This window comes from Spirosoma knui (assembly GCF_054780635.1).
This window is the reverse complement of record NZ_BAAGVY010000008.1, coordinates 221,686-243,650: the sequence shown is the minus strand read 5'-3', so window position 1 is coordinate 243,650 and position 21,965 is coordinate 221,686. Positions and strand designations below refer to the sequence as shown.

15 protein-coding genes are annotated in these 21,965 nt (G+C 51.6%); 10 read left to right on the top strand and 5 right to left on the bottom strand.

What is annotated here, in order from left to right; all coding sequences use genetic code 11:
• Nucleotides 1–6: 6 nt before the first annotated feature.
• A complete protein-coding gene (locus tag ACYVIY_RS17730; protein ID WP_460977721.1) occupies nt 7–858 on the bottom strand; it encodes a DKNYY domain-containing protein in 852 nt (283 codons plus the stop codon).
• Between the two features lie 72 nt (nt 859–930).
• Nucleotides 931–1,080 (bottom strand): hypothetical protein, encoded by a 150-nt coding sequence (locus tag ACYVIY_RS17725; protein WP_460977720.1) that lies wholly within the window; start codon nt 1,078–1,080, stop codon nt 931–933.
• 415 nt (nt 1,081–1,495) lie between these two features.
• On the opposite strand from ACYVIY_RS17725, the gene ACYVIY_RS17720 reads away from it, so the two are divergent.
• On the top strand, nt 1,496–1,984 hold the full coding sequence (locus ACYVIY_RS17720) for a Riean_0653 family protein (protein ID WP_460977719.1): 489 nt from the start codon (nt 1,496–1,498) through the stop codon (nt 1,982–1,984).
• 109 nt (nt 1,985–2,093) lie between these two features.
• Here the strand turns inward: ACYVIY_RS17720 and ACYVIY_RS17715 are convergent, their stop codons facing one another.
• The gene (locus ACYVIY_RS17715) at nt 2,094–2,960 is read right to left on the bottom strand and encodes a glycosyltransferase family 2 protein (RefSeq protein WP_460977718.1); all 867 of its coding nucleotides are present in this window, start codon (nt 2,958–2,960) and stop codon (nt 2,094–2,096) included.
• 376 nt (nt 2,961–3,336) lie between these two features.
• On the opposite strand from ACYVIY_RS17715, the gene ACYVIY_RS17710 reads away from it, so the two are divergent.
• From ACYVIY_RS17710 to ACYVIY_RS17685, 6 genes are all read left to right on the top strand, one after another.
• Nucleotides 3,337–3,876, top strand: coding sequence for a hypothetical protein (locus tag ACYVIY_RS17710; RefSeq protein ID WP_460977717.1), 540 nt, complete (start codon nt 3,337–3,339; stop codon nt 3,874–3,876).
• A 459-nt stretch (nt 3,877–4,335) separates the two neighbouring features.
• The gene (locus tag ACYVIY_RS17705; RefSeq protein ID WP_460977716.1) at nt 4,336–6,630 is read left to right on the top strand and encodes a polyprenyl synthetase family protein; all 2,295 of its coding nucleotides are present in this window, start codon (nt 4,336–4,338) and stop codon (nt 6,628–6,630) included.
• 26 nt (nt 6,631–6,656) lie between these two features.
• The gene (locus tag ACYVIY_RS17700) at nt 6,657–8,951 is read left to right on the top strand and encodes a lipase maturation factor family protein (RefSeq protein ID WP_460977715.1); all 2,295 of its coding nucleotides are present in this window, start codon (nt 6,657–6,659) and stop codon (nt 8,949–8,951) included.
• A gap of 107 nt (nt 8,952–9,058) precedes the next feature.
• Nucleotides 9,059–10,378, top strand: coding sequence for a glycosyltransferase (locus ACYVIY_RS17695; protein ID WP_460977714.1), 1,320 nt, complete (start codon nt 9,059–9,061; stop codon nt 10,376–10,378).
• A gap of 6 nt (nt 10,379–10,384) precedes the next feature.
• On the top strand, nt 10,385–11,197 hold the full coding sequence (locus ACYVIY_RS17690; protein ID WP_460977713.1) for an FkbM family methyltransferase: 813 nt from the start codon (nt 10,385–10,387) through the stop codon (nt 11,195–11,197).
• The gene (locus ACYVIY_RS17685) at nt 11,184–12,359 is read left to right on the top strand and encodes a glycosyltransferase family protein (protein WP_460977712.1); all 1,176 of its coding nucleotides are present in this window, start codon (nt 11,184–11,186) and stop codon (nt 12,357–12,359) included. The genes ACYVIY_RS17690 and ACYVIY_RS17685 overlap by 14 nt, the downstream gene beginning before the upstream one ends.
• A gap of 162 nt (nt 12,360–12,521) precedes the next feature.
• On the opposite strand, the gene ACYVIY_RS17680 is transcribed toward ACYVIY_RS17685, so the two are convergent.
• Entirely contained in the window at nt 12,522–14,219 is a 1,698-nt protein-coding gene (locus tag ACYVIY_RS17680; protein ID WP_460977711.1) for a glutamine--tRNA ligase/YqeY domain fusion protein, read from the bottom strand.
• A gap of 331 nt (nt 14,220–14,550) precedes the next feature.
• On the opposite strand from ACYVIY_RS17680, the gene ACYVIY_RS17675 reads away from it, so the two are divergent.
• From ACYVIY_RS17675 to ACYVIY_RS17665, 3 genes are all read left to right on the top strand, one after another.
• Entirely contained in the window at nt 14,551–15,900 is a 1,350-nt protein-coding gene (locus ACYVIY_RS17675) for a TolC family protein (RefSeq protein WP_460977710.1), read from the top strand.
• A 60-nt stretch (nt 15,901–15,960) separates the two neighbouring features.
• Nucleotides 15,961–17,124, top strand: a complete 1,164-nt coding sequence (locus tag ACYVIY_RS17670; protein ID WP_460977709.1) for an efflux RND transporter periplasmic adaptor subunit — start codon at nt 15,961–15,963, stop codon at nt 17,122–17,124.
• A gap of 95 nt (nt 17,125–17,219) precedes the next feature.
• Nucleotides 17,220–20,405, top strand: a complete 3,186-nt coding sequence (locus ACYVIY_RS17665; protein ID WP_460977708.1) for an efflux RND transporter permease subunit — start codon at nt 17,220–17,222, stop codon at nt 20,403–20,405.
• Between the two features lie 240 nt (nt 20,406–20,645).
• On the opposite strand, the gene ACYVIY_RS17660 is transcribed toward ACYVIY_RS17665, so the two are convergent.
• Complete coding sequence (locus ACYVIY_RS17660) at nt 20,646–21,650, bottom strand: hypothetical protein (protein WP_460977707.1); 1,005 nt, start codon at nt 21,648–21,650, stop codon at nt 20,646–20,648.
• Nucleotides 21,651–21,965: the final 315 nt, after the last annotated feature.

Sequence of the window (21,965 nt, the reverse complement as noted above, 5' to 3'; positions counted from 1 at the left end):
GATGGGTTAAGGAGTCACCACCTGATCCGACTGGTACGTTCTGTTTTTGTCTTTGGCTAGTAAGTAGCCTGTTTCCTGAAACGTAGCAGGATCGGTGCTGGAAATGCTTTTGCTGCCGAAATACACCCTGCGTTTATCGCGGGCATAATACGTGCCTGCACCCTTGAACGTCCTGACGTCAGCTTCCGGAATAATCTGCCAGTGCGTATTCTGGCCAAGAGCTAAGCCCCAGACGTTCTGTCCGTCGGTGAAGTGCATAGCCGACATCCGAACAAAGGTCAGGCTGTTTACACCGGCTAGTGGCTCGTCATTGGCGTACACGTGCCTGGCATCCCGTGTCAGATACGTCCCATTAAACATGGGTACGAACGTAAACGTGGCGGGGTCAGCTCCGCCAAGGACGCGGGTGCCCTTATATACCCGCTGATTGTCGCGGGCGTAAGCAATGCCCGTAGCCGTTACGTGGGCAGGCGTCTCTTCGGGATTGGGAACAATGGCAAAGGCCGAACCTTCGTCGCTGATGGGTTGGTTCTGATAATAGCCTCGTTTGTGGTCTTTCGCGTAGCTGCCCGCCAGATAGGTGAAAGTGGTCGGGTCCGCGCCAGCAATAGCCTGATTTCGGTAATAGACATGCGTTTTGTCGGTGCCGTATTCTGCCCTAATGGCCTGGAAGGTGCGGGCGTCAGCTTCAAGAAGTACCGTCCGTTGGGCTGGAAAGCCCGTATATAGTATGACCTGCCCGTCTTCGATCTGGTACCCATGCCGAGTCCCGCTACCGCAGCTGTTTAGGAACACACCGGCTACAAACACACTAACACTGAACACAACAATAGGCACATCGAACTGTGATGGGTTCATTGAAAATAAATAGAATATAAGTTTTTAGAGATTCACGAAAATTCTGGATTGCTAGATGATTGTCGATTCACGTTAAAGATTAAGGATCACCAGTACGCTCAAGATCAGCAACGCAATGGCAACCAAGGCAATCCAGTCGAACCCGCGTTCGAATAAGTTTCGTACTTTCTTTTTGATTAGTTTCCGTGGCTCCGTTCGGTCCATATACGCTCCTCGTTTCATACCCGTCCTGATTTAGGCCCGCCTTTGATAAATGGCGTAAAAATGACCTTAAAAGCCAAGGCGTATTGACCTTCTTGATAGGTGGTGAGAACGGCCAAAAAAACGGCGGACCTAAGCTCGTATCCGGTCAAAATAACGTAACGACTACTCAATACGTACTGGGAAATGCAGTCGGTTAACGGGCTTGTTAAGCCATTTGGACCGGTTTTGCGGTGATCTCCACCGCTTTTAAACCAATTCCTGCCAGCCATATAGTCTCAGTCATAGGCGCTTCCCAAATGTATTTGCTTTGAATCGTCAAACGGCACACACGTCAATAACACTGCCTTTGTAAAGACACCGATTTCTGACAATGTGGCGTGCTGATCATCTGAAATTTACTCTGTATTCACATTCAAACCAATCAATGTCAACCATGAAAAATGTACGCCTACTCGTTCTGTTCTCTATCCTTGGTCTGTTTACGTTATCGTCCTGTAGCAAAAAGAATGACGATGTTACGCCCAATCCATCGGGCCAGCAGCAAAATCAGAACGGGTTCCAGGTAAAAATAGATGGTAAAAGCTACGCTCCTGATTTTCAGTACGCCTTGACATCTATGCCCGGTAAAGATGGGTACTATGGTATCTACGGCCTGGACAGCAAGACCGACGATGTGGTGGTAATTGCGCTGCCCAACACAGCCGCTGAGGGAACCTACACCCTGAACAATGTCAACATTGGCATGCTTAATTATGCAAAAGAATCGTACTCGACCGTCGTGGAAGGCGGAACCGGTACAGTAACTATTAAGAAGAAAACCGCTACCGAAGTGTCGGGCACGTTTAGCTTCACCGCCTTTGAAGGAACCGGCAAGAAAAAACTAACGCTGACGGAAGGGACGTTTCAGGTGGCTTTCCGGTAATAGAACAACTTGTGCTTAGTATACACATCAATTTATTGTGCTTCGATCCTGTCGATACGTGTTTATAATACGTATCGACAGGATCGAAGCATTGTTTATGAGTCAGCCGTTAATAAAAGGTTTCAATTTTTAGTAGCTGCTCTTCAACCGTACCTGGAACCGGCCGGCGCCTGGCCAGAAATCGATGTAGTTGGCGAAGGGCTTCCCGGTAACCCGCCCGCACGTTTTTGTCAAGGCGGCTTCGTTGATGAATGTGCAGGGTATGACGCAGGGCGTAATACAATGGGCGACGCAGCCAGTAGTACCACAACGTATCGCGGGTTAACAAATGAGTGCGCCGGGCTGTGCTACGTACCGGCGAAGGGAAATGATAACACACGACATCTTCGGCATACGTCAGGCTCCAGTCTTTCGTCCGCATATCGGCTGAGAAAAGTCGTTCTTCGCCCGCAATAGCGAAATCTTCATGAAAACCGCCAATTGACCAAAAGGCGTCACGGCGAATAACGACCGCACAGCAGACAAAGCCGAGAATGGCCGGTCCCGGTAGCGGCCGCGAATCGGTTAACGGACTGTCGCGCATAGCTTCGCAAACGGGTTCCAGGCGTTGTTCGTCACCCAATAGCACTTTCCCGGCCAGCACTCCCAAGTGCGGATAGGCATCGAAGTAGTGGATAGCCTGCGTCAGTGCGCCGGGAGCCCAGTACGAATCATCATCGCAGAAGGCGACAAGTGGTGTTTTGGCGAGTTTAACTCCTTCATTACGGGATACACAGCCTAATCCGGGCGGCAGCCGCTTTACCGTAACGGCCGGAAAGTGAAACCTGACCTGCTCGGCCGTGCCGTCAGTTGAGCCATTGTCGACGACGATCAGGGAAGGTTGTTCAGGCAGTGCCTGCAGGTGCTGTAACGTATCAAGCAACGTATCGACCCGATTGTGCGTAACGATTATAATCGAAATGCGCGTACTAAGCATACAAATAGCAAGGTATATATTCTAGACATGGTAGGGCAGCCAACGGATAGGAAGCCGCCGTCTTCTGGCATGATGGTTAACCTGTACTACTGCCGAAGGTTTCAGACCGATTAGTTAACAGTTCAACCTGTTTGCAACCTGTCGCTGCGTTAACGAAACCCATTATTAGGTAGAGTGAGGGCGGTTAAGAAATGCACAATTGCTACTATTTTAATGCATATTGTTTTTGACGATCTGGGCAGCAGATTGTGTTGTAGAATTTAGATTTTATGGTAACTTGCGTGCAAACGAAGTGTAAGTAACCATTTGTTATAAAAGAAGCTGCTTACGTATCGGAACCGTACCTTGTTGAAGTAACCCGCTTAGCCTGGCTAGAATGAACACCATCAAAATCAACCTCGATACACTATTGAGGTATAATATCACACCTAATCAATACATATTTCTGTTTCTCACCCATACCCGTCAGTACGCTGCCATGTATAAATTCGGGCAGGAAGGGCCGGGGTTTTCGGTGGAGGAGATCGGCAACCTCGTCGATCGGGGCCTGATTATGGATCTCAACAAAGAAGGGTATTATTACATGGACTTTTTTGTGCTGACGGACGAAGTCGGGAAAGACCTGTTTGATACCGACCGCGAGAAGGCCGCGCTGGAATTCTGGAATGCCTATCCAATCTTATTACGTGACGCGAAAACGGGTGAAAATTATTCCCTGTTGAATACTGATAAGCAGCAATTGCTAAAAGATTATTACATCCGGGTGGGCTACTCCGAACAGAAGCACCACCGGGTGATGGAAGCGCTGGACTTTGCCATTGAGAATAACATGATTGATATGACCATTCGGCAATGGCTCGACTCTGAGCAGTGGACGATGATGTGGGAGTTAAAGGAACTTCAGCAAACAAATTAGTCGATCTCCGATCATACCCAAAATCAGCGCAAAACGCTGATTTTTTCGTTCAACACCACCGTGGCTCGCTTAACTTTCATCAGAATTTCGCTGGTATCCATTGCCTATATTGCTCACTTTCAATGAAAATTGCTTAACTTGGCATGGTTGCTCTTTTAAAAAAAGCGTGCGCTGAGTAAGGTTAGCTCAGTAAAAAGGGTGGAAGGATCGTCGAGCCACATTCCCTCATGACCGCACCGTAGCAGTTCAGACTCGCTTTTGGATGGCTGCTTGTTGATTATAGTAAAGTAGACTTCATGTTACCGTTTACACAAAAAAATGGGACGGTAGCTGAAATAATGATAATTTGCTTATTCTACTTCATCAAGGAAAGTAATTGGCTGATTTACAGCAGATAATTTTGTACTCTTGCTTTTTTCCTTCTGTTTCAACTATAACATCACTCCATCCTTCTCGTTTATGACAACCCTGTCTTCTGAATCCGTTTTAATAATCGACTCAACGAATGCTCAGCCGCCGACTCATTCTTTTCCAGCTGACTGGCCTGTGGCGGGACCAATCGACCTGGCTATTCATGATTTGCCTCATAGTTCGTCGACACTTGAGTGGTGGTATCTGAACAGTCACCTGACGCTGGCAGATGACCGGCCGTGTTCATTGTTTGCATCGTTCTTCCGGATGGCCATTGGGCGCGATGAAGCTACCGGGCAAATTCAGTATGGACATACGCTTACCTGGGCGATAAGCGATGTGAAGTCGCAACAGTATTATACAGACTCGCTGGTCGATCCAAGAGCTCCTAAAATAGGACTCGACACAATTGATAAAGGAGAAGACAAAACTGATCCGCTGCTGCAACGGGCACTTCGCGAAGTGCTTGTTAAAGGAAACGTAGCACTTCCGGACCGGATGCTTTCCAAAGATGCCTTCGTCAGTCTGGAGTCTTTGTCGCTCGACTACGACGGGAATACGCTGGTGAAGCAAGAAGACGGCAGTTACCGCCTGACCCTAGTAAATGTTGATGGATCGGTAGGGGCCGACCTATATTTTTATGCGAAAACCCCACCTGTTCGGCAGGGCGATGAGGGGGTTGTTATGGGAACGTCGGGTGAGGACATGTTTTATTACTTCATGCCGCAATGCCGGGTAGAAGGTACCCTCACCTTAGAAGGACAAACGATTGACGTCGCTACGGCAAGCGGGTGGTATGATCACGAATTTGGGAAATCAACTAATGAGGAAACACCAGAAGCGCGCCTGGAGCACAAAATCGCCTGGAACTGGACGTCAGTTCAGCTCGTCAACGGATATCAGATCAGTGCGTATGAACTGTTCGATAATAACGCAGGCGAGGAGATCTGCGGTCGCTGGCTTGTGCTTATCGACCCGCAAGGTAACTCCCGTCAGCATGACGACTTCACCTTAGTACCACTCAAATACTGGACGAGTTCGCGCACCTTCACCAGTTATCCGACAGTCTGGCAATTAACGATTCCCTCGGCTGATATAAGTCTGGTAATTGAAGCCGATTTTCCGAAACAGGAGTTCAATACCATCATTGCCAAACGGGCGTTCTGGGAAGGCCGTATGTCGGTTACCGGTACGTTTGCGCAGGAGCCCATCTATGGATTGGCGTACCTTGAGCGCAGTGGCTTTGGCTTGAATGAAAAACTAACCGACTTTTTTAAGGCCGTCACCAAAGAAACGCGGAAGTCGATCGAAGCGTTGCTGCCGCTGAATCCATCCGATGCGCAATTACGCAAACTGGTGGCGAGTGACGAGAATGGACACTATCTGCAAGGTCTTGATCCAAGTCAATACAGCCGGGCTCTGATCAAGCCTATTCGGGAGATGATTGATCGGGGTGGAAAATCCTGGCGTTCATACGCAGCTTTAGCCTGCCTGGACCTGGTCGGTGGCGATTCGCAGAAATACATGAACTGGCTAGCCTGGCCTGAACTCCTGCACACGGGTTCACTGATCGTGGACGACGTACAGGATAAATCAGATATACGGCGCGGTGGCCCGTCCTGTCATGCGATCTATGGCGAAGCAACGGCCATCAACGCCGGTAATGCCTGTTACTTCCTGGGCGAACTGCTCGTCGACTCAACACTCTCGGATAGTAAAAAATTAAAATTATATACGCTCTACTTCGAGACGCTGCGGGCGGCTCATGCTGGTCAGGCCATTGACATCGACGGCTTTGACGCTATGATGCCCGAGGTAGTCGGCTACGGCCGGGGCGCTTTGCTGGAAGACCGCATCTTATCGGTACACCGCCTGAAATCAGCCGTTCCTGTCAGTTCACTTGCGCAACTGGGCGTTATCATGGGCGAGGGTACGCCCGAGGAGGCTCAGCTTCTGGGCAACTTCTTCGAAGCGATGGGGCTGGCTTTTCAAATTATTGACGATGTGCTCAACCTGCGCGGGTTTGAAAATAACCTGAAGAGCCGGGGCGAAGACATTACGTGTGGTAAGATTACACTGCCCGTTGCCAAAGCCATGGGGCGGTTGGGCTGGCCCGCGCGTCGCGACCTGTGGGACACGATTCAGACCAAGCCATCTGATCCGGCTGTGATTGATCATGTCATTGATCAGCTTGAAGCCTGCGGAGCCATTGAAGCGTGTAAGAAACAGGCCGAAGAACTGGTTGAGGAAGCCTGGCGTAAGCTGGATGCCCGAATCCCGGATTCAGACGTAAAGATCAGGCTGCGCGCGTTCAGCTGGTACGTGCTTGAACGCCACTATTAAGCTAGCGTTCTTTACGTGCTGACGTTATGATACCACTTGATACGGTGCTTGAAGGGCTCACACCCGAGTTGGTGTGGGGCCTTTTTCTGCGTGGGCTGGGATTCGTATATTTCCTGGCCCTGGTGCAACTTTATCACCAGGCGATTCCATTAGCCGGTAAGCGGGGTATATCGCCTGTCCGCGAGAAGTTGAATCGAATCAGGGCCGATTATCCGGGATGGCGGCATTGGGTGTATTTCCCTACTTTGCTCTGGCTTAACGCGAGTGACCGATTTCTGAAAGGGCTGGTTCTGTTGGGAAGCACTGCCGGCGTGGTAGTCATGGTTGGCGGCCCCTTCTCGACGGTGGCTTTGTTCGTTTGCTGGATCAGTTACCTATCCCTTGACATTGCCCTTGGCTTCACGTATCCCTGGGATAGTTTACTGCTGGAAGCTGGCTTTTTAGGTCTGTTTCTACCTCCGCTGGCGGCTCTTCCCGAACTAACAGTTACCAGCCAGCCCATCCCTATTGTGGCCTGGGCGTACCGCTGGCTTTTTTTTCGGGTTATGTTCGGATTTGGCAAGTACAAATTCATTGGCGGGAGTCTGCGCGATACGGGTTATTTCCGGAATTTCATGGTGAATATTCCCTTGCCTAACTATCTGGCCTGGTATGCCAGCCGCCTTCCTCGCTGGGTATTTCAGATCGTTATTGTACTCGTATTCATCTCGGAGGTTCTTTTGCCGTTTGGCGTTTTTGGCTCGGAAACCAGCCGTTTGATTGTTGCCGTCACGATTGCCTGTTTGATGGTTGGCATTCAGCTTGTCAGCAATTTCGGGTTCTTCAATCTACTGACCATCGTGCTTTGCATTATGCTGCTGGATGGGGAGTCCTCTATTTTCGATACGTCGTTCGCGATGATCCAAGCCCACTGGCTAACTCACGGCGTCGTTCTGATACTAGCAATAGGTGGTTTGCTGAACCTGCCGTTCAACAGCTGGTGTACGCAGACGTGGCCTCACTGGCCCTCACTGGCCCGTATTCCGTCAAAAGTAGTACAAGGGCTGCTGACGTTTTGTCGGCTGCTGAATCGGTTTCGGGTTGTTAATTCCTACGGAGTTTTTCCGCCAAAAAGCAGCCCGCCTATTCACTGGGTACCCGTTATTGAAGGCACTCGGGACGGTCAGACCTGGCTTCCGTACGAATACCGATATATGACCACGACGGAGATGACGCCCCCACGTTTCATCGCGCCGTATCATCCGCGGGTCGATCACGGTATTTTCTATGAATCGTTCGGAACAAACGACTCTAATTTTGCCTGGTCGACGATTGGCAGCGGAAATCCGTATGATTATTCCCATGTCAGCGGAGTTGAATGCATGATGCAGCGGTTGCTCGAAGGTGAACCAAGTGTTTTACCCTTGTTTCGTCATTGCCCGTTTCCGGCTGATAACCCGCCTACGGCCGTCCGGATGAACCTGTATCGCTTTGTGCCGACAACCGTTGCCGAACGCCGACGGTCGGGCCGCTGGTGGATACGTACCTTTGCTGGTACCCATTTGCCGCCGACCGGGATAGATGAACGGGTGTGGCTGCAACGCTACCCCAAGCCCGAATTATTCCACCCCGACGCCAGAATCTGGAAACGACGCGCTCCGAATGTGCAGGTGCTACAATCGGTAGCCCGGCAGGGAGAAGCGGATAAGCTCTGGCCAGTTATTCAGGCAGGTTTGTCGATGAACTTATCCTGCTTTTGGGATGAGTATTTACCCATGATCGAAGCGGGAGGGAAGGATTGGCAGACGATGCCGAAGGTGGTCGCTACGTTCCGGGAGCGATACAACTGGCAGCAACGTGAGCAGCTGGAGACTATGCTGAACCGATTAAGTCTGGCCTTACTAACCAAGCTCGAGCCACATTTTATAGGTAAAGCCGTTCCCCGTATAGACGTTAGCGAGTATTTTCAACTCTGTTTGTTTACTCACCACATCATCGGTAAAGGACCGGCTACGTATGCGTCCGTTTTGGCTGACTCTACCCTGGCTATTCAGCACATGGCTGATTTCAGTGTAGAGCAAAGTTTCTATTACCTGGGCATGTTCCGGTTCGATACGCTTGTTTACCAGGCCCGCAAGTTCCGGTTGGCTATGCAAATTTCAACGGTGATCTGGGGCAATGGTCTGCCGGGGTTCCTGGAATTAATTCCATTTGTTAGTCAGCAGTTTACCGAGATTGGTGAGGAGAACCTGCCCTTCTTGCATCGAAATCCGGCAAATGGCGAGTGGTTGGTTAGCGAGACGCAAACCAGCAGCGAACTGGTCGATGAAGTTAGCTCCTGACCGCCCCTTCGGGGCTATTGCCTGAAACATCTTGTACTGGTACGGGCAAATCAGTACGTTGCCTGTTACGTAACCAGTCAGTTGGTTATTAAATCATATTCCTACGCATGAACACCTTAGCGTCTCCCACGCATGCAGATTCAATTATTCAACAACATATTGTACTGGCATCATATGGTACACTGGGCGACGTATTCCCATTTATCCAGTTGGGCAGTGCCTTAATCGAGCGGGGGTATCGGGTTACCCTGGCGAGTAGTGAACTCTACCGCGCGCAGGCTGTGGCCTGTGGACTGACCTTTGTTCAGCTCCGGCCCGATTTAACCGCTTCGGGCCTACCACTGGAGGAGTTTGCGGGTCGGGTGATGGACCCGGTCAAGGGCATGAGCTACGTATATCGTGAGCTCCTGATGCCCAATTTACGCAACAGTTACGCGGATTTGATAGCAGTCACCCACGATGCTGACCTGCTCGTGACGCATCCATTGGTATTAGCGGCTCCCCTCGTTGCCGAAAAAACAGGCATTCGCTGGATATCGACGGTATTGTCACCCCTCTCGTTTATGTCCCGTTATGATCCGTCCATTATGACGGTTAACCAATTTCCTGATCCGCACCGGCTGAGTCCGTTTCTGGTTGGCCTGATTATAAAAGGGATCAAATGGGCACTTCGGTCCTGGGCCACGCCAATTCAGCAATTTAGAGCTGAGTTAGGCCTTCCACCCCGCCCGAATCCGTTCTTTGAGGGACAACATGCACCAGACCGAGTTCTTGCCTTATTTTCATCCGCCTTTGTGGCTCCGCAACCTGACTGGCCCCAACAAGCCCGGACTACCGGTTTCATTTTCAACAACTACGCACCAGCGGAGCCGCTGTCGCCTGCTTTGCGCGATTTTCTGGCGGCTGGGCCAGCTCCGGTTGTGTTCACGCTGGGGTCCTCGGCTATATTCACAGCGGGACGCTTTTTTGCCGAAAGTGTAGCAGCGGTTCGTCGGATGGGTTGCCGGGCCGTGTTGATAACCGGGGGCTTTTCGCACGAGGGCCTCGACGACGTTGAAACGGACCTTTCTATCCTGGTTGTTGATTACGTACCCCACGGAATTATATTCGATCAGGCTTCCATTATTGTTCATCAGGGCGGTATCGGTACGGTCGGACAGTCGTTACGTGCCGGTCGGCCTATGCTGGTGGTACCCCATGCGCATGACCAGCCCGATAACGCACTTCGGATCCAACGGCTGGGCGTCGGGCGAATGCTGCCCGCAAATCACTACTCCGCCGATCGGGTCGTAACCGAACTGACGGCTTTACTACAGCAACCATCATATCAGCTTCGCGCGACTCAGATTCGTAAGCAGATTATGACCGAAGATGGTGCTCAAACCGCCTGCCTCCTCATCGAAGAGCAGCTTACCGCAACTCGTTAATCGTATATGGCCGTTGTACCCGAAATTAAGCTGTTTGGCGATTCATCCGTGTATTGCCTGCAACCCAAGGAAGCGACCTACCTGGCTGGCGAGGTAAACGATTACCTGACGCACGGCATTCAGATCCGACCCGGTGATACCGTATTCGACGTCGGGGCCAACATTGGCATTTTTTCGTTGTGGGTATGCCGCCTGCAGCAAAATCAGGTTACGGTGTATGCCTTCGAGCCGATTCCGGCGATTGCCGACGTACTGCGGTTAAACGCCCAGCGGTTCGCGCCTGACCAACTGCACGTAATGCCGTACGGCCTATCGCATTCGAGCCACACGGCCTCGTTTACGTATTATCCTAAAGCCACCGTGTGGTCCACGGCGTATCCTGATGTTGCATATGAGGAGCGTGGTCAAACGAAACAGGCCACCTTGCGCAGTCTGGAAAAAGCGCCCCGCTGGGTTCGCTTTGTGCCCACCCGCATCTGGTCGACTTTGATTGACTACGTACTGAACTGGGTCATGCACAAAACCCAGACAGTTACGTGTACGCTGAAAACTGTTTCCACCGTCATCCACGAGCGGAATATTGCCCGGATCGATCTGCTTAAAATTGATGTAGAGCACGGGGAACTGGACGTATTGCAGGGCATTGAGGATGCGCACTGGCCACTCATTCAACAAGTTGTTATGGAGGTACACGACATCGACGGAAAGCGGGCGCAGATCGAGGCATTGTTGACCAAACACGGTTTTAGTCAGATCATTACCGATCAGCAGGACGTGCTGACGAACACCAATATTTACTTATTGTATGCTGTACGCTGAAACCCCAACGACGAAGCGCGTTGTCATTATGTATTTTGACGCAGCCTCCGGGCACCGCTCGGCAGCGGCTGGTCTTAAGCACGCCCTCAGCGAGCGTTACCCGCACTGGTTGGTATCTATGGTAAATGTAGTCGATCTGTTCGACCGTCATGATCGTTTCGGACGTATCGTCCGGCTTGGTATTGATCGTTTCAACCGGCAACTTATTCGGGATAAGGTGTTTGACCTCGGTGGCCAGATTAACTTATCGCTTTTGTTTCATGATCTGCTGGGCAAAAAAGGGATACAGCTATTATCGACGTTCTGGGCCGACGCTCCGCCCGACGTAGTGGTATCGGTCACGCCGATGTATAACCCCGCCATTTATCGCAGTGTCCGCCTGGTTAATCCCGACGCGGTATGCATCACGATACCTGTTGATTTCGACGAGGTGAAACCACGCTACTGGTTTACCCCTAAGGTAGAACAGCATTACCTCAACGGTACCGACCGGCTGGTGGAACAGGCTCAGGCCGCGGGCATACCTGCGCAGTATAACCACCGGATCGCCGGTATGATCGTCGACCCTGGCTGTTATCAGCAGCCACCCCCCGATAAGCTAGCCGAATTGAGTCGGCTGGGGCTTGATCCCAGTTTGCCAACGGGGGTTCTATCCTTTGGTGGGCAGGGAAGTATCTACGGGCTCCGGGTCGCTCAGGCTCTGATTCGGTCAAAAATTAAGGTCAATATGATCTTTCTGTGCGGACGTAACAAAGCGGTCTACGATCAGATTAGTGGCCTTGACACACCTTATCCGAAGTTGGTGCTGGACTATTCTCCCCAGACGCCGATTCACTATTTACACCTGGCCGACTTTGCTATTGGTAAGCCGGGGGCGATGACGATCACCGAAGCGCTCATTACCAAAACGCCACTCATTGCCCTGAAAAGTAGGGGGATGCGGCCGGTACAGCGGGGCAACGAAATCTGGCTGGTAAAACAGGGGGTTGGCATTTTAGCCAATGGTGTTGAGCAAATTATACCGGCAATACAGCAAGTGTTGGCTTCGCCGGTCTATGCCCAGCGAGCGGCCCATGAGTCTCATCAGGCAGTTTTTGAAGCCGCTGACCTACTGGGAACATTGGTTCATACCGACCATTCGGAGGCCAGTCAACCGGCTTAACGACACCCTTGTTTCGTCAAATGAACCGCTAAATACATAGTTCAATTCCTTTACGGTACGAAAAACTGTACGTGCCGGCTAAACTGGCCGATGAAAAATAACTAGCGAGTGTCGGATTGGACAACCGCTCCGACACTCGCTAGTTATTAATCTACTCAGTAATTATCCCTTTTTCTGCTCTTTGGCCCAGCCGTCTTTCAGGGTTACTGTCCGGTTAAAAATTGGGCGATCGGCCGTTGAATCGGGGTCGAGCACGAAGTAGCCTTTCCGCATGAACTGGAAGTTGGTCTGCGTGCCACTACGTGCCGCTTCTACCAGGGCGGGTTCAACAAAAGCCCGGACCACTTGGAGCGAGTTCGGGTTTAACAGTTCTCGAAACTCCCGATCGTCAGCTGCCGGATTCTCGACGGAGAACAGGCGGTCGTAAAGCCGTACTTCTGCTTCCACAGCGTGCGGTACCGATACCCAATGGATGGTGCCCTTTACGTTGATTCCCGATGTATCGGAACCACTGCGGCTCTCCGGAATGTAGGTGCAGCGGAGTTCGATAATCTCGCCCGCATCATCCTTCACAACCTCCTCGCACTTGATGATGTATGCGCCTTTCAGGCGGACCATGCCACCCGGAAAGAGTCGGAAGAACTTCTTCGGTGGGTTCTCCAGAAAATCGTCTCGCTCGATGTATACCTCCCGGCTGAACGGTACCTGGCGATACGTCATTTCGGCCTCCTCGGGATTGTTTTCGACGTTCAACTCTTCGACCTGACCTTCCGGATAATTCGTAATAACCAACTTCAAAGGCTTCTCGTCGAGCACAGCCATGACACGGTGGGTCGATTTGTTCAGTTCTTCGCGAATGCAGAACTCCAGTAGGCCGACATCGATCAGGTTGTCGCGCTTGGCGATACCGATACGGTCGCAGAACTCCCGGATGCTGTCGGGCGTGTAGCCCCGCCGACGAATCCCCGCAATGGTTGGCATCCTGGGGTCATCCCAGCCGCTGACGTGTCCGTCTTCCACCAACTGCTTCAGCTTGCGCTTACTCATGACCGTGTAAGTCAGGTTTAGCCGGGCGAACTCAATCTGACGGGACGGGAAAATCTCCAGTTGCTGAATGAACCACTCATAGAGCGGCCGGTGCACTTCAAATTCCAGCGTACAGAGCGAGTGGGTAATGTGTTCGATGGCATCCGACTGCCCGTGCGCGAAATCATACATTGGGTAAAGGCACCAGGCATCGCCCGTGCGGTGGTGGTGCGCGTGCCTGATGCGGTAGATGATGGGGTCGCGGAGCTGCATGTTGGGCGACGCCATATCGACTTTAGCCCGCAGCACTTTAGCCCCATCCGGAAACTCACCAGCTTTCATCCGACGGAACAGATCGAGGTTTTCGTCCACACCGCGGTCGCGGTAGATACTCATCCGGCCTGGTTCTGTGGGCGTTCCTTTCTGGGCAGCAATCTCCTCCGGCGTCGAATCATCGACATAAGCCAGTCCTTTCTGAATCAGCTTCTCGGCAAACTGATAAATCTGCTCAAAGTAGTCGGACGCGTAAAATTCGTTTTCCCACTCAAAACCAAGCCAGCGTACGTCGTTTTTAATCGAGTCAACGTACTCAGTATCTTCGGTAACGGGGTTTGTATCATCAAAACGGAGGTTGGTTTGTCCACCGTATTTATCGGCCAGCCCGAAATTCAGACAAATGGATTTCGCGTGTCCGATGTGCAGATAGCCGTTGGGCTCCGGCGGAAAGCGGGTATGAATACGCCCCCCATTTTTACCAGCAGCCAGATCATCTTCAACAATTTGCTCGATGAAGTTGAGTGACCGTTCTGAGGATTCTATTGGTACTTCCGTCATACGTAATTTCGATGCAATAAAAGCCCGAATTTACGGCGCTTGGCCGGGTTTGACAAACTTTTGCCCGCGTAGCACCGACTTTATAGGGTTTGGAGAAACGTAAGTACCGTTACTTAAGTGGAAGTGCTCAAAAATAAGATTATTAACAATGTGCCATGAGAAAAACTACTCTGTATCAGCTTACTAGATTCGCCAGGGCCATTCTTTTTTTGCGAGTGAACTGAACAAAAAGGGCTACAATTCGGGTTTCTTCCAACATACGGCTCTCAACAACCGCCGACGGTAACACTTGGCGCATAGGTTCTGCCAACTGGTTGTATTCATCCCCATCATGAAAAGTAGGTTTATTGGTGTACTGGTTTATGCGTGTCTGGCAGGATTTTCGGTCACGCATGCACAGGTTAATCCAGCGGGTACGCAAACGACACTTCAACAGGCTACATTGCCCAATTGCATTCAGTACGCTCTGGAACACCAGCCCATTATTCGGCAGTCGCTTATCGATCAGGATATTGCCGACCGAACGGTCCGAAGTAATTTATCCGCCTGGTATCCGCAACTGAACGCGGGCTATAATGTCCTCCACTATCTAAAGCTTCCCGTTACGCTTATTCCCGACGCTACTACCGGCGAGCGACGACCAGTAACTCTCGGAGCGCAAAACACATCGACAGTATCATTTTCCCTTACTCAGAGTGTTTTTAGCCGCGATCTGCTGCTGGCCAGCCGAACGGCCGATGCGTATCGCCTGCAGGCGAATCAGGCTACGGTCAGCAATAAAATAGACATCGTGGTCAACGTCAGTAAAGCGTTCTACGACTTAATTCTGACCCAGCGTCAGGTTGACATTCTGGCCGAAGATATTACCCGGCTACAACGGAGCTTACAGGATGCAACCAACCAGTACCAGGGTGGAATTGTCGATAAGACGGATCCGCAACGGGCGCGCATCGCTCTGAACAATACCGTAGCGCAGCGAAAGCAGTACCACGATCTGGTGGGAGCGAAATACCAGACGCTCAAACAGCTGATGGGGTATCCGCCCACTTCGGCTCTGAACGTAACGTACGACACGCTGCAACTGGTTAACGAAGTGGCCTTGGACACTACGTTGCTGGTGAACCCCCAGAATCGCATTGAGTACCAGCTACTCCAGACGCAGGGGCGGTTGCTCGAAGCTAATGTGCGCTACAACCGCTGGGCATACCTGCCAACCATCAACGCCAACGCGAACTACAACCTGCTCTATCAGAATAATTTCTTTGGTCAGCTCTACAGCCAGACATTTCCGAACTCGCTGATTGGCTTATCGGTCAATTTGCCCATTTTTCAGGGGGGGCGACGTATCCAGCAGTTAAAGATTGCGGAGCTGCAAGTCCAGCGACTCAGTTGGGATTTAGCAGCACTGACCAGTGCCGTCGATGCGGAGTATGCACAGGCGCTGGCCAACTACAAAGGAAACCTGGCGAATTATCTGGCGCTGCGCGAGAACCTGACGTTAGCCGAGGACGTATACCGGGTGATCAACCTGCAATACCGATCCGGCATACGAGCTTACCTGGACGTAACGGTTGCGGAAGCCGACCTGCGAACGGCACGGCTCAACGTGTTTAATGCGTTGTATTCGGTTTTAATCAGCAAGCTGGATGTGCAGCGGGCATTGGGCGAGATTCGTTTTTAAGTAAAAAATTTGGGAACTCTACACTCTAACGGAAGTCGATACAGTCAAGGCTTCGGCAATATGAACCAGTCAGTTAATTCGCTTCTTGTCGTAAGTATTCTCTTGGTGCTCTCGGCTTGTGGCGGCAAAAAAGAAGAACAGCAGCAGGCTCCTCCGCCAACGGCGGTTACAGCCGTGAAGGCCACCAAAGGAAATGCTACGTATTACGATGAGTTTCCGGTGACGATTACCGCGTTGCGGGAGGTCGAGATTCAGCCGCAGGTAGCGGGCAACATCACCGGCATTTTCTTCCAGGATGGTCAGCGGGTGAAGCGTGGGCAAAAGCTGTATACGATTGATCCACAGCAATACCGGGCTTCGTACGATCAGGCGGTAGCGAACCTAAACGTGCAGAAAGCGAACCTGAACCGGGCTCAGAAAGATGCCGATCGGTATAATACGCTGGCCCAGCAGGATGCTGTGGCCCGTCAGTTGGTCGATAATGCCGTTGCGACGCTGGAAACGGCGAGGATGCAGGTCGAAGCCGCTCAGGCTAACATTCGGCAAGTTGCCACGAATCTGAAATACACCACCATTTATGCCCCGCTCGACGGAACGATTGGCATTTCGCAGGTGCGGCTGGGAGCTGCTGTAGCGCCCGGCTCAACGCCCTTGAACACCATTTCAGCCGACGACCCGATCTCAGCCGATGTGCAGGTCGATGAATCGCAGATTTCGCGGTTTATCCAGCTCCAGAATCGAAAGAACATCGCGCAGGATTCTGTCCTGACGCTGGTTCTGCCGGGGGGCGGTCAGTATCCGTATCCGGGTTCGGTACGTATCGTTGACCGGGCCGTCGATCCGCAAACCGGTACGTTACGCGTTCGGATTGCTTTTCCTAACCCGAAAAAAGAATTGAAAGTTGGTCTGAACGGCAACATCCGGGTTAAAAATAGCACTCCACAGCCTCAGCTGATGATTCCGTATCAGGCGGTTACTGAGCAGATGAGTGAGTATTTCGTTTACGTAGTTGGCGACAGCAGCAAGGTTTTACAGAAGAAATTGACGCTGGGTGCCCGCATCAACGATAAGGTCGTCGTTCGTAATGGGTTGAATGAGGGGGAACTTGTGGTGACGGAAGGTACTCAGAAGATTCGTGAAGGAGCGGTCGTGCGAGTCAGCCAGCCCGGACAGGCAGCGGCCAACCCCGACGCTAGTAATCGTCAGTCGGCCGCCGTAAAATAACCGCGGCCGGTAACGGCTAATTATTCATAGTAGCCGTCGGCTACAACCACATCGAACTGTTTTGCGGGACTGGTGTGGGCAACATGAACAAAACTATGTTTGCAGAAATATTCATTAACCGACCCGTCACGGCCATAGTTGCTTCAATCGTGATCGTGGCGCTGGGGGTGTTGGCGTTATTAAGTTTACCTGTAAGTCAGTACCCTGACATTACGCCCCCCGTTGTTCAGGTCACGAGCACATACACCGGAGCTGATGCCCAGACCGTCGAACAAACCGTAGCGACACCCATCGAAACGCAGGTGAACGGAACGCCGGGAATGAGTTACGTGCAAACCAACGCTACCAACGACGGTCGGATGAGCATGAACGTTACGTTCGACGTGGGTACGGACGTGAACATTGCTGCCCTCGACGTGCAGAACCGCGTGGGTATCGCCCAGCCGCAGCTACCCGAAGAAGTGACCCGCCTGGGCGTAACGGTTCGGAAACGTAATCCGTCGCTGTTCATGCTGGTCGCGATTTATTCGCCCAAGGGTACGCACAATGTTTCTTTTCTCGATAACTACGCTAACATCTATATCCGGGATGCCCTGTTGCGGGTAGAAGGGGTTGGGGATATTTTCAGCCGGGCGGATGATTTCAGTATGCGGATCTGGCTCAAACCAGATCGGCTGGCGCAGTTAGGCATGACCTCCCAGGACGTAGTGGCCGCCCTACAGGAACAAAACCTACAAGTCGCCGGTGGGTCGGTGGGGGGACCTCCTCAACCCACGTCGCAGGCCTTCGAGTACACGGTCTTCACCAACAGTCGGCTGAGTAAGGAAGAAGAGTTTAATAACATTGTTGTGCGCAGTGACCCGTCGCGGGGGGCGCTGGTGTATCTGAAGGACGTAGCACGGGTTCAGCTTGGTAAGTTTTCGTACACCAGTAACTCGTTCGTCGACGGAAACCGGGCTGCCTATCTGCTGGTCTATCAGTTGCCGGGCAGTAACGCCCTGGCTACCGCCGAAGGGGTGTACAAAGCGATGGACGAGCTGAAAAAGACGTTCCCCAAAGATCTTAACTACGTAGTGCCGTTTGAATCGGTATCCGTGATTCAGGTGTCGATTTCCGAAGTCGTTAAAACGCTTATGGAAGCGTTGGTCCTGGTGGTCCTGGTGGTGTTCCTGTTTCTGCAAAGCTGGCGGGCAACGCTTATCACGCTCCTGGCCATACCGGTGTCGATTATCGGTACGTTTGCCTTGTTTATACCGCTTGGCTTTACCATCAACACGCTCACGCTCTTTGCCTTCGTGCTGGCCATTGGCATTGTGGTCGATGATGCCATTGTGGTGGTAGAAGCCGTGCAGGCCAACATCGACAAAGGAAAATCGCCCAAGGAAGCCACGGTTGAGGCCATGCGCGAGATTTCGGCCCCAGTTATTGCCATTGCGCTGATCCTGGCGGCTGTGTTCGTGCCGGTCGGGTTCATTCCTGGTATTGTCGGACGACTCTATCAGCAATTTGCCATCACCATTGCGGTATCCGTGCTGATCTCGGCTTTTGTGGCTCTGTCGCTCACCCCTGCGCTCTGTACGCTGATGCTGCGCCCGATGCACATCGACGAAAAATCGACGGGTTTGAATAAGTTTTTCTACAAATTCAACCAATGGTTCGAGCGCGTTACCAACTCCTATTCTAACGCAGTACAGCGACTGATCAAGGCAACGCCCCTGGTTATCGTTGGGCTCGTCGTGCTATACGTAGGCACGGGCTTACTCTTTAAAACCAAGCCGACTGGATTTATCCCGACTGAGGACGAGGGTCGTTTGATTGTGACCTACGAAATTCCAGAAGCTGCGTCGACAACGCGAAGTCTGGCCGTACTTAATCAGGTGATGGACATTCTCAAGAAGCAGCCGTACGTAGCCCATTTCTCGGCGCTTGGCGGTTTGAACGCCATTACGTTTGCCTCCAAATCAAACAGCGGTACGGTATTCATTCAGCTTAAACCCTGGGAAGAACGTAAAGAACGGGGTATGCAGGCCGATTCGCTGGTACCAAAGCTACAACGGGCTTTTGCTGGCTTGAATGATGCCCGACTTCAGGTGGTGCAGCCCCCAGCTATTCCGGGTCTGGGACAAAGCTCGGGGTTTACCTTCCAGATACAGCAGCGCCAGACGAACGACGACGTGCGGGCCTTCGACAATGTCGTTCAAAACTTCCTGGCCGAAGCTAACAAGCGACCCGAAATTGCCCGTGCGTTCACGTATTTCACGGCTAAATCACCCGCTTACCGCGTCGAGGTGGACCGGGATAAGTGTAAGAAGCTGGGGGTAAACGTGGCCAATGTCTACCGAACGATACAAACGTATCTGGGTAGCCAGTATGTCAACGACTTTATTATTTACGGTCGCAAATTCCGGGTGGTGGCTCAGGCTGATACGATGTACCGGTCCGACATCAAAGAGCTGGGTAAGTTTTACGTGCGCAACGAAGCGGGGCAGTTAATCCCGGTCAGCAACCTGATGACAACCAAGATTATTGAGAACGCACCGTTGATTTCGCACTTTAACCTGTTTCGGTCGGTGGAGTTGAACGGGGGCGCAAAACCGGGCTATAGTAGTAGCCAGGCTAACGAAGCGTTACGTCAGGTTGCTGCTAAAGTGCTACCGGCTGGTTATTCCTATGATTTCTCGGGGTTAAGCCGTGAAGAGATCAATGCGGGTAGCAGTTCGATCTATATTTTCATGCTTTCTATCGGGTTCGTCTTCCTGTTCCTGGCAGCCCTGTATGAAAGCTGGTCGGTTCCATTTTCGGTGTTGTTGTCCGTGCCGATTGGTGCGCTGGGGGCTATTCTCGCCCTGACATTGTTCCCGTATCTGAACAACAACGTCTATGCGCAGATCGGTCTGATTACCCTGATTGGGCTGGCGGCTAAGAACGCGATCCTGATTGTAGAATTTGCCAAAGAGCGGGTGGACCGGGGCGAAGACCTGCTGGAGTCAACTATCGAAGCGGTTCGGCTCCGGCTCCGGCCGATCCTGATGACCTCACTGGCCTTTATCTTAGGGGTAGTCCCGTTGGCCATTGCGAGTGGAGCAGGGGGGGTAGCCCGCGTCACCATTGGCCGTACCGTGTTAGGGGGTATGTTGGCCGCTACGTCGCTGGCCATCTTCGTGGTGCCGGTATTGTACATTGGTATTACGCGGCTTGCCTACGGCAAAAAAGGATTGGAAGCGCTCAAAAAACAGGCAAAGCCTGCGCGGGAAGAGGAGGAAAGCCACAGTCCGGCTTAAGGAGACAAGTCGGTTAACTACTGTTAGTGGCTTGTTGACCAGGCTAAAATTTATATGAGGCCTACAAGGCTGAAGAACAGGCGGGGCTGCTAGTCGACTAGCAGCCCCGCTTTGTTAGTTTGTATGGGTTAACTCGGACTTCATGAATAGCCTTCCGGGACATTTCATGGCTTACGCACCTGTCATTCAGAGATTCATAGGCTTTTAGCTGTGTTATAACTATCAATCTAAAACATCCGGTCATTCGGGTAATTCGACCTTGATTTGCAGCGACCCCCAATTCCCCCGGTTGGGCAATGTCATGGAGTCGCCTGATTGTGAATCGGGTGTAAAAAGAAGTTTTGCAGTTCCAGTTGCCTCTGTGGGCTGTAATCCGAAATAGGGGGATATGCTGGCGTAACGACCAACAGCTTCCAGGTGAAGGGCGGGGCCTTTTTTTAAGGTTGCGTTGATGGTATATCGGCCCACCGGTACGTTCATAACCAAGAAGTTATAATTCAGAGTGCTCACCTTTTTTGTAATCACAAAGGATTTGCGTTCTCCATACAAACCGGGGCCGTCGGGGGTGAGTGTTACCTCGATTTCGGCATTTTCAGGGATATAGGTGGCGGGATTATACACAGAGGTCGGATCCGCCACATTGTAGGTAATGTAGAAAGATCCGCCCGCGTAATTCGTGGGGTCATTGGGATGTTGACTAACCCGATCTTTATTCAATACGCCGTAAGACAAAAGCACAAAGTTCTTAACCAGCCCATCCTTCGACGGAAAGCTTCCTAGTTTACCATCTGCAGAATATAAGCTCATGACGGCTCGCCCTTCTCCATAATCAATTGTGTAGCCGGCCGCATAAAAATCAGCCGCGCCCCAGGGAATCGTAATTTCATAATAGCCATTCGCATCGGTTTCGTCGGAAGCACCCGAATAATACCCGCCCGTAGCCGTTGATCGTATCCCTATATACGCCCCTTCAAGTGGTTTACCGGCTAAATCAGCTACGTACCCTCGCACTATACCCGCTTTGGGCTTCAGATCCGGGAAAACAGGCATTCGCGGAAAGGTATTCCCCATCACACTGACGTAATCATCACCAGCATCCAAGCGCAACTGAGCTTCGCCACTCACAGCCGGAAGGGCGGGTTGCGCTCCCCAGGTTGCTGATTCTCCTCCACCTGGAAAAACCGGGTCTTTTTTACAGCCTGCTAATAAGACTAATGCGCCTAAAAAGAAAAGTTTAGCATTCATTGTCCATAAATAGTTGTTCTGAAACAAACGTGTTTGACGTTGCAAAGCCAATAGTGTGTTCATCAGCGTGCAGTCGGCGGGTGAATTGCCGTTTACCTTGGCAAAGCAACGATAGGGTCAAGAATCAGTTTCAACCCCTTGTCCGAACCGGGGTAAGCAGTTTTTGAAGGGCTGGTTTCACTGTTTAAAAACGAACGTTTAATTGGGAGGTAACCAACTCAGACGTCCCAGGAGCAAATAGATCATTGAATACGCGTTACGTAAAGCCAGCGGGGCTTATCAACGACTAGGTCAATGCACCCCAGGAATAGGCTC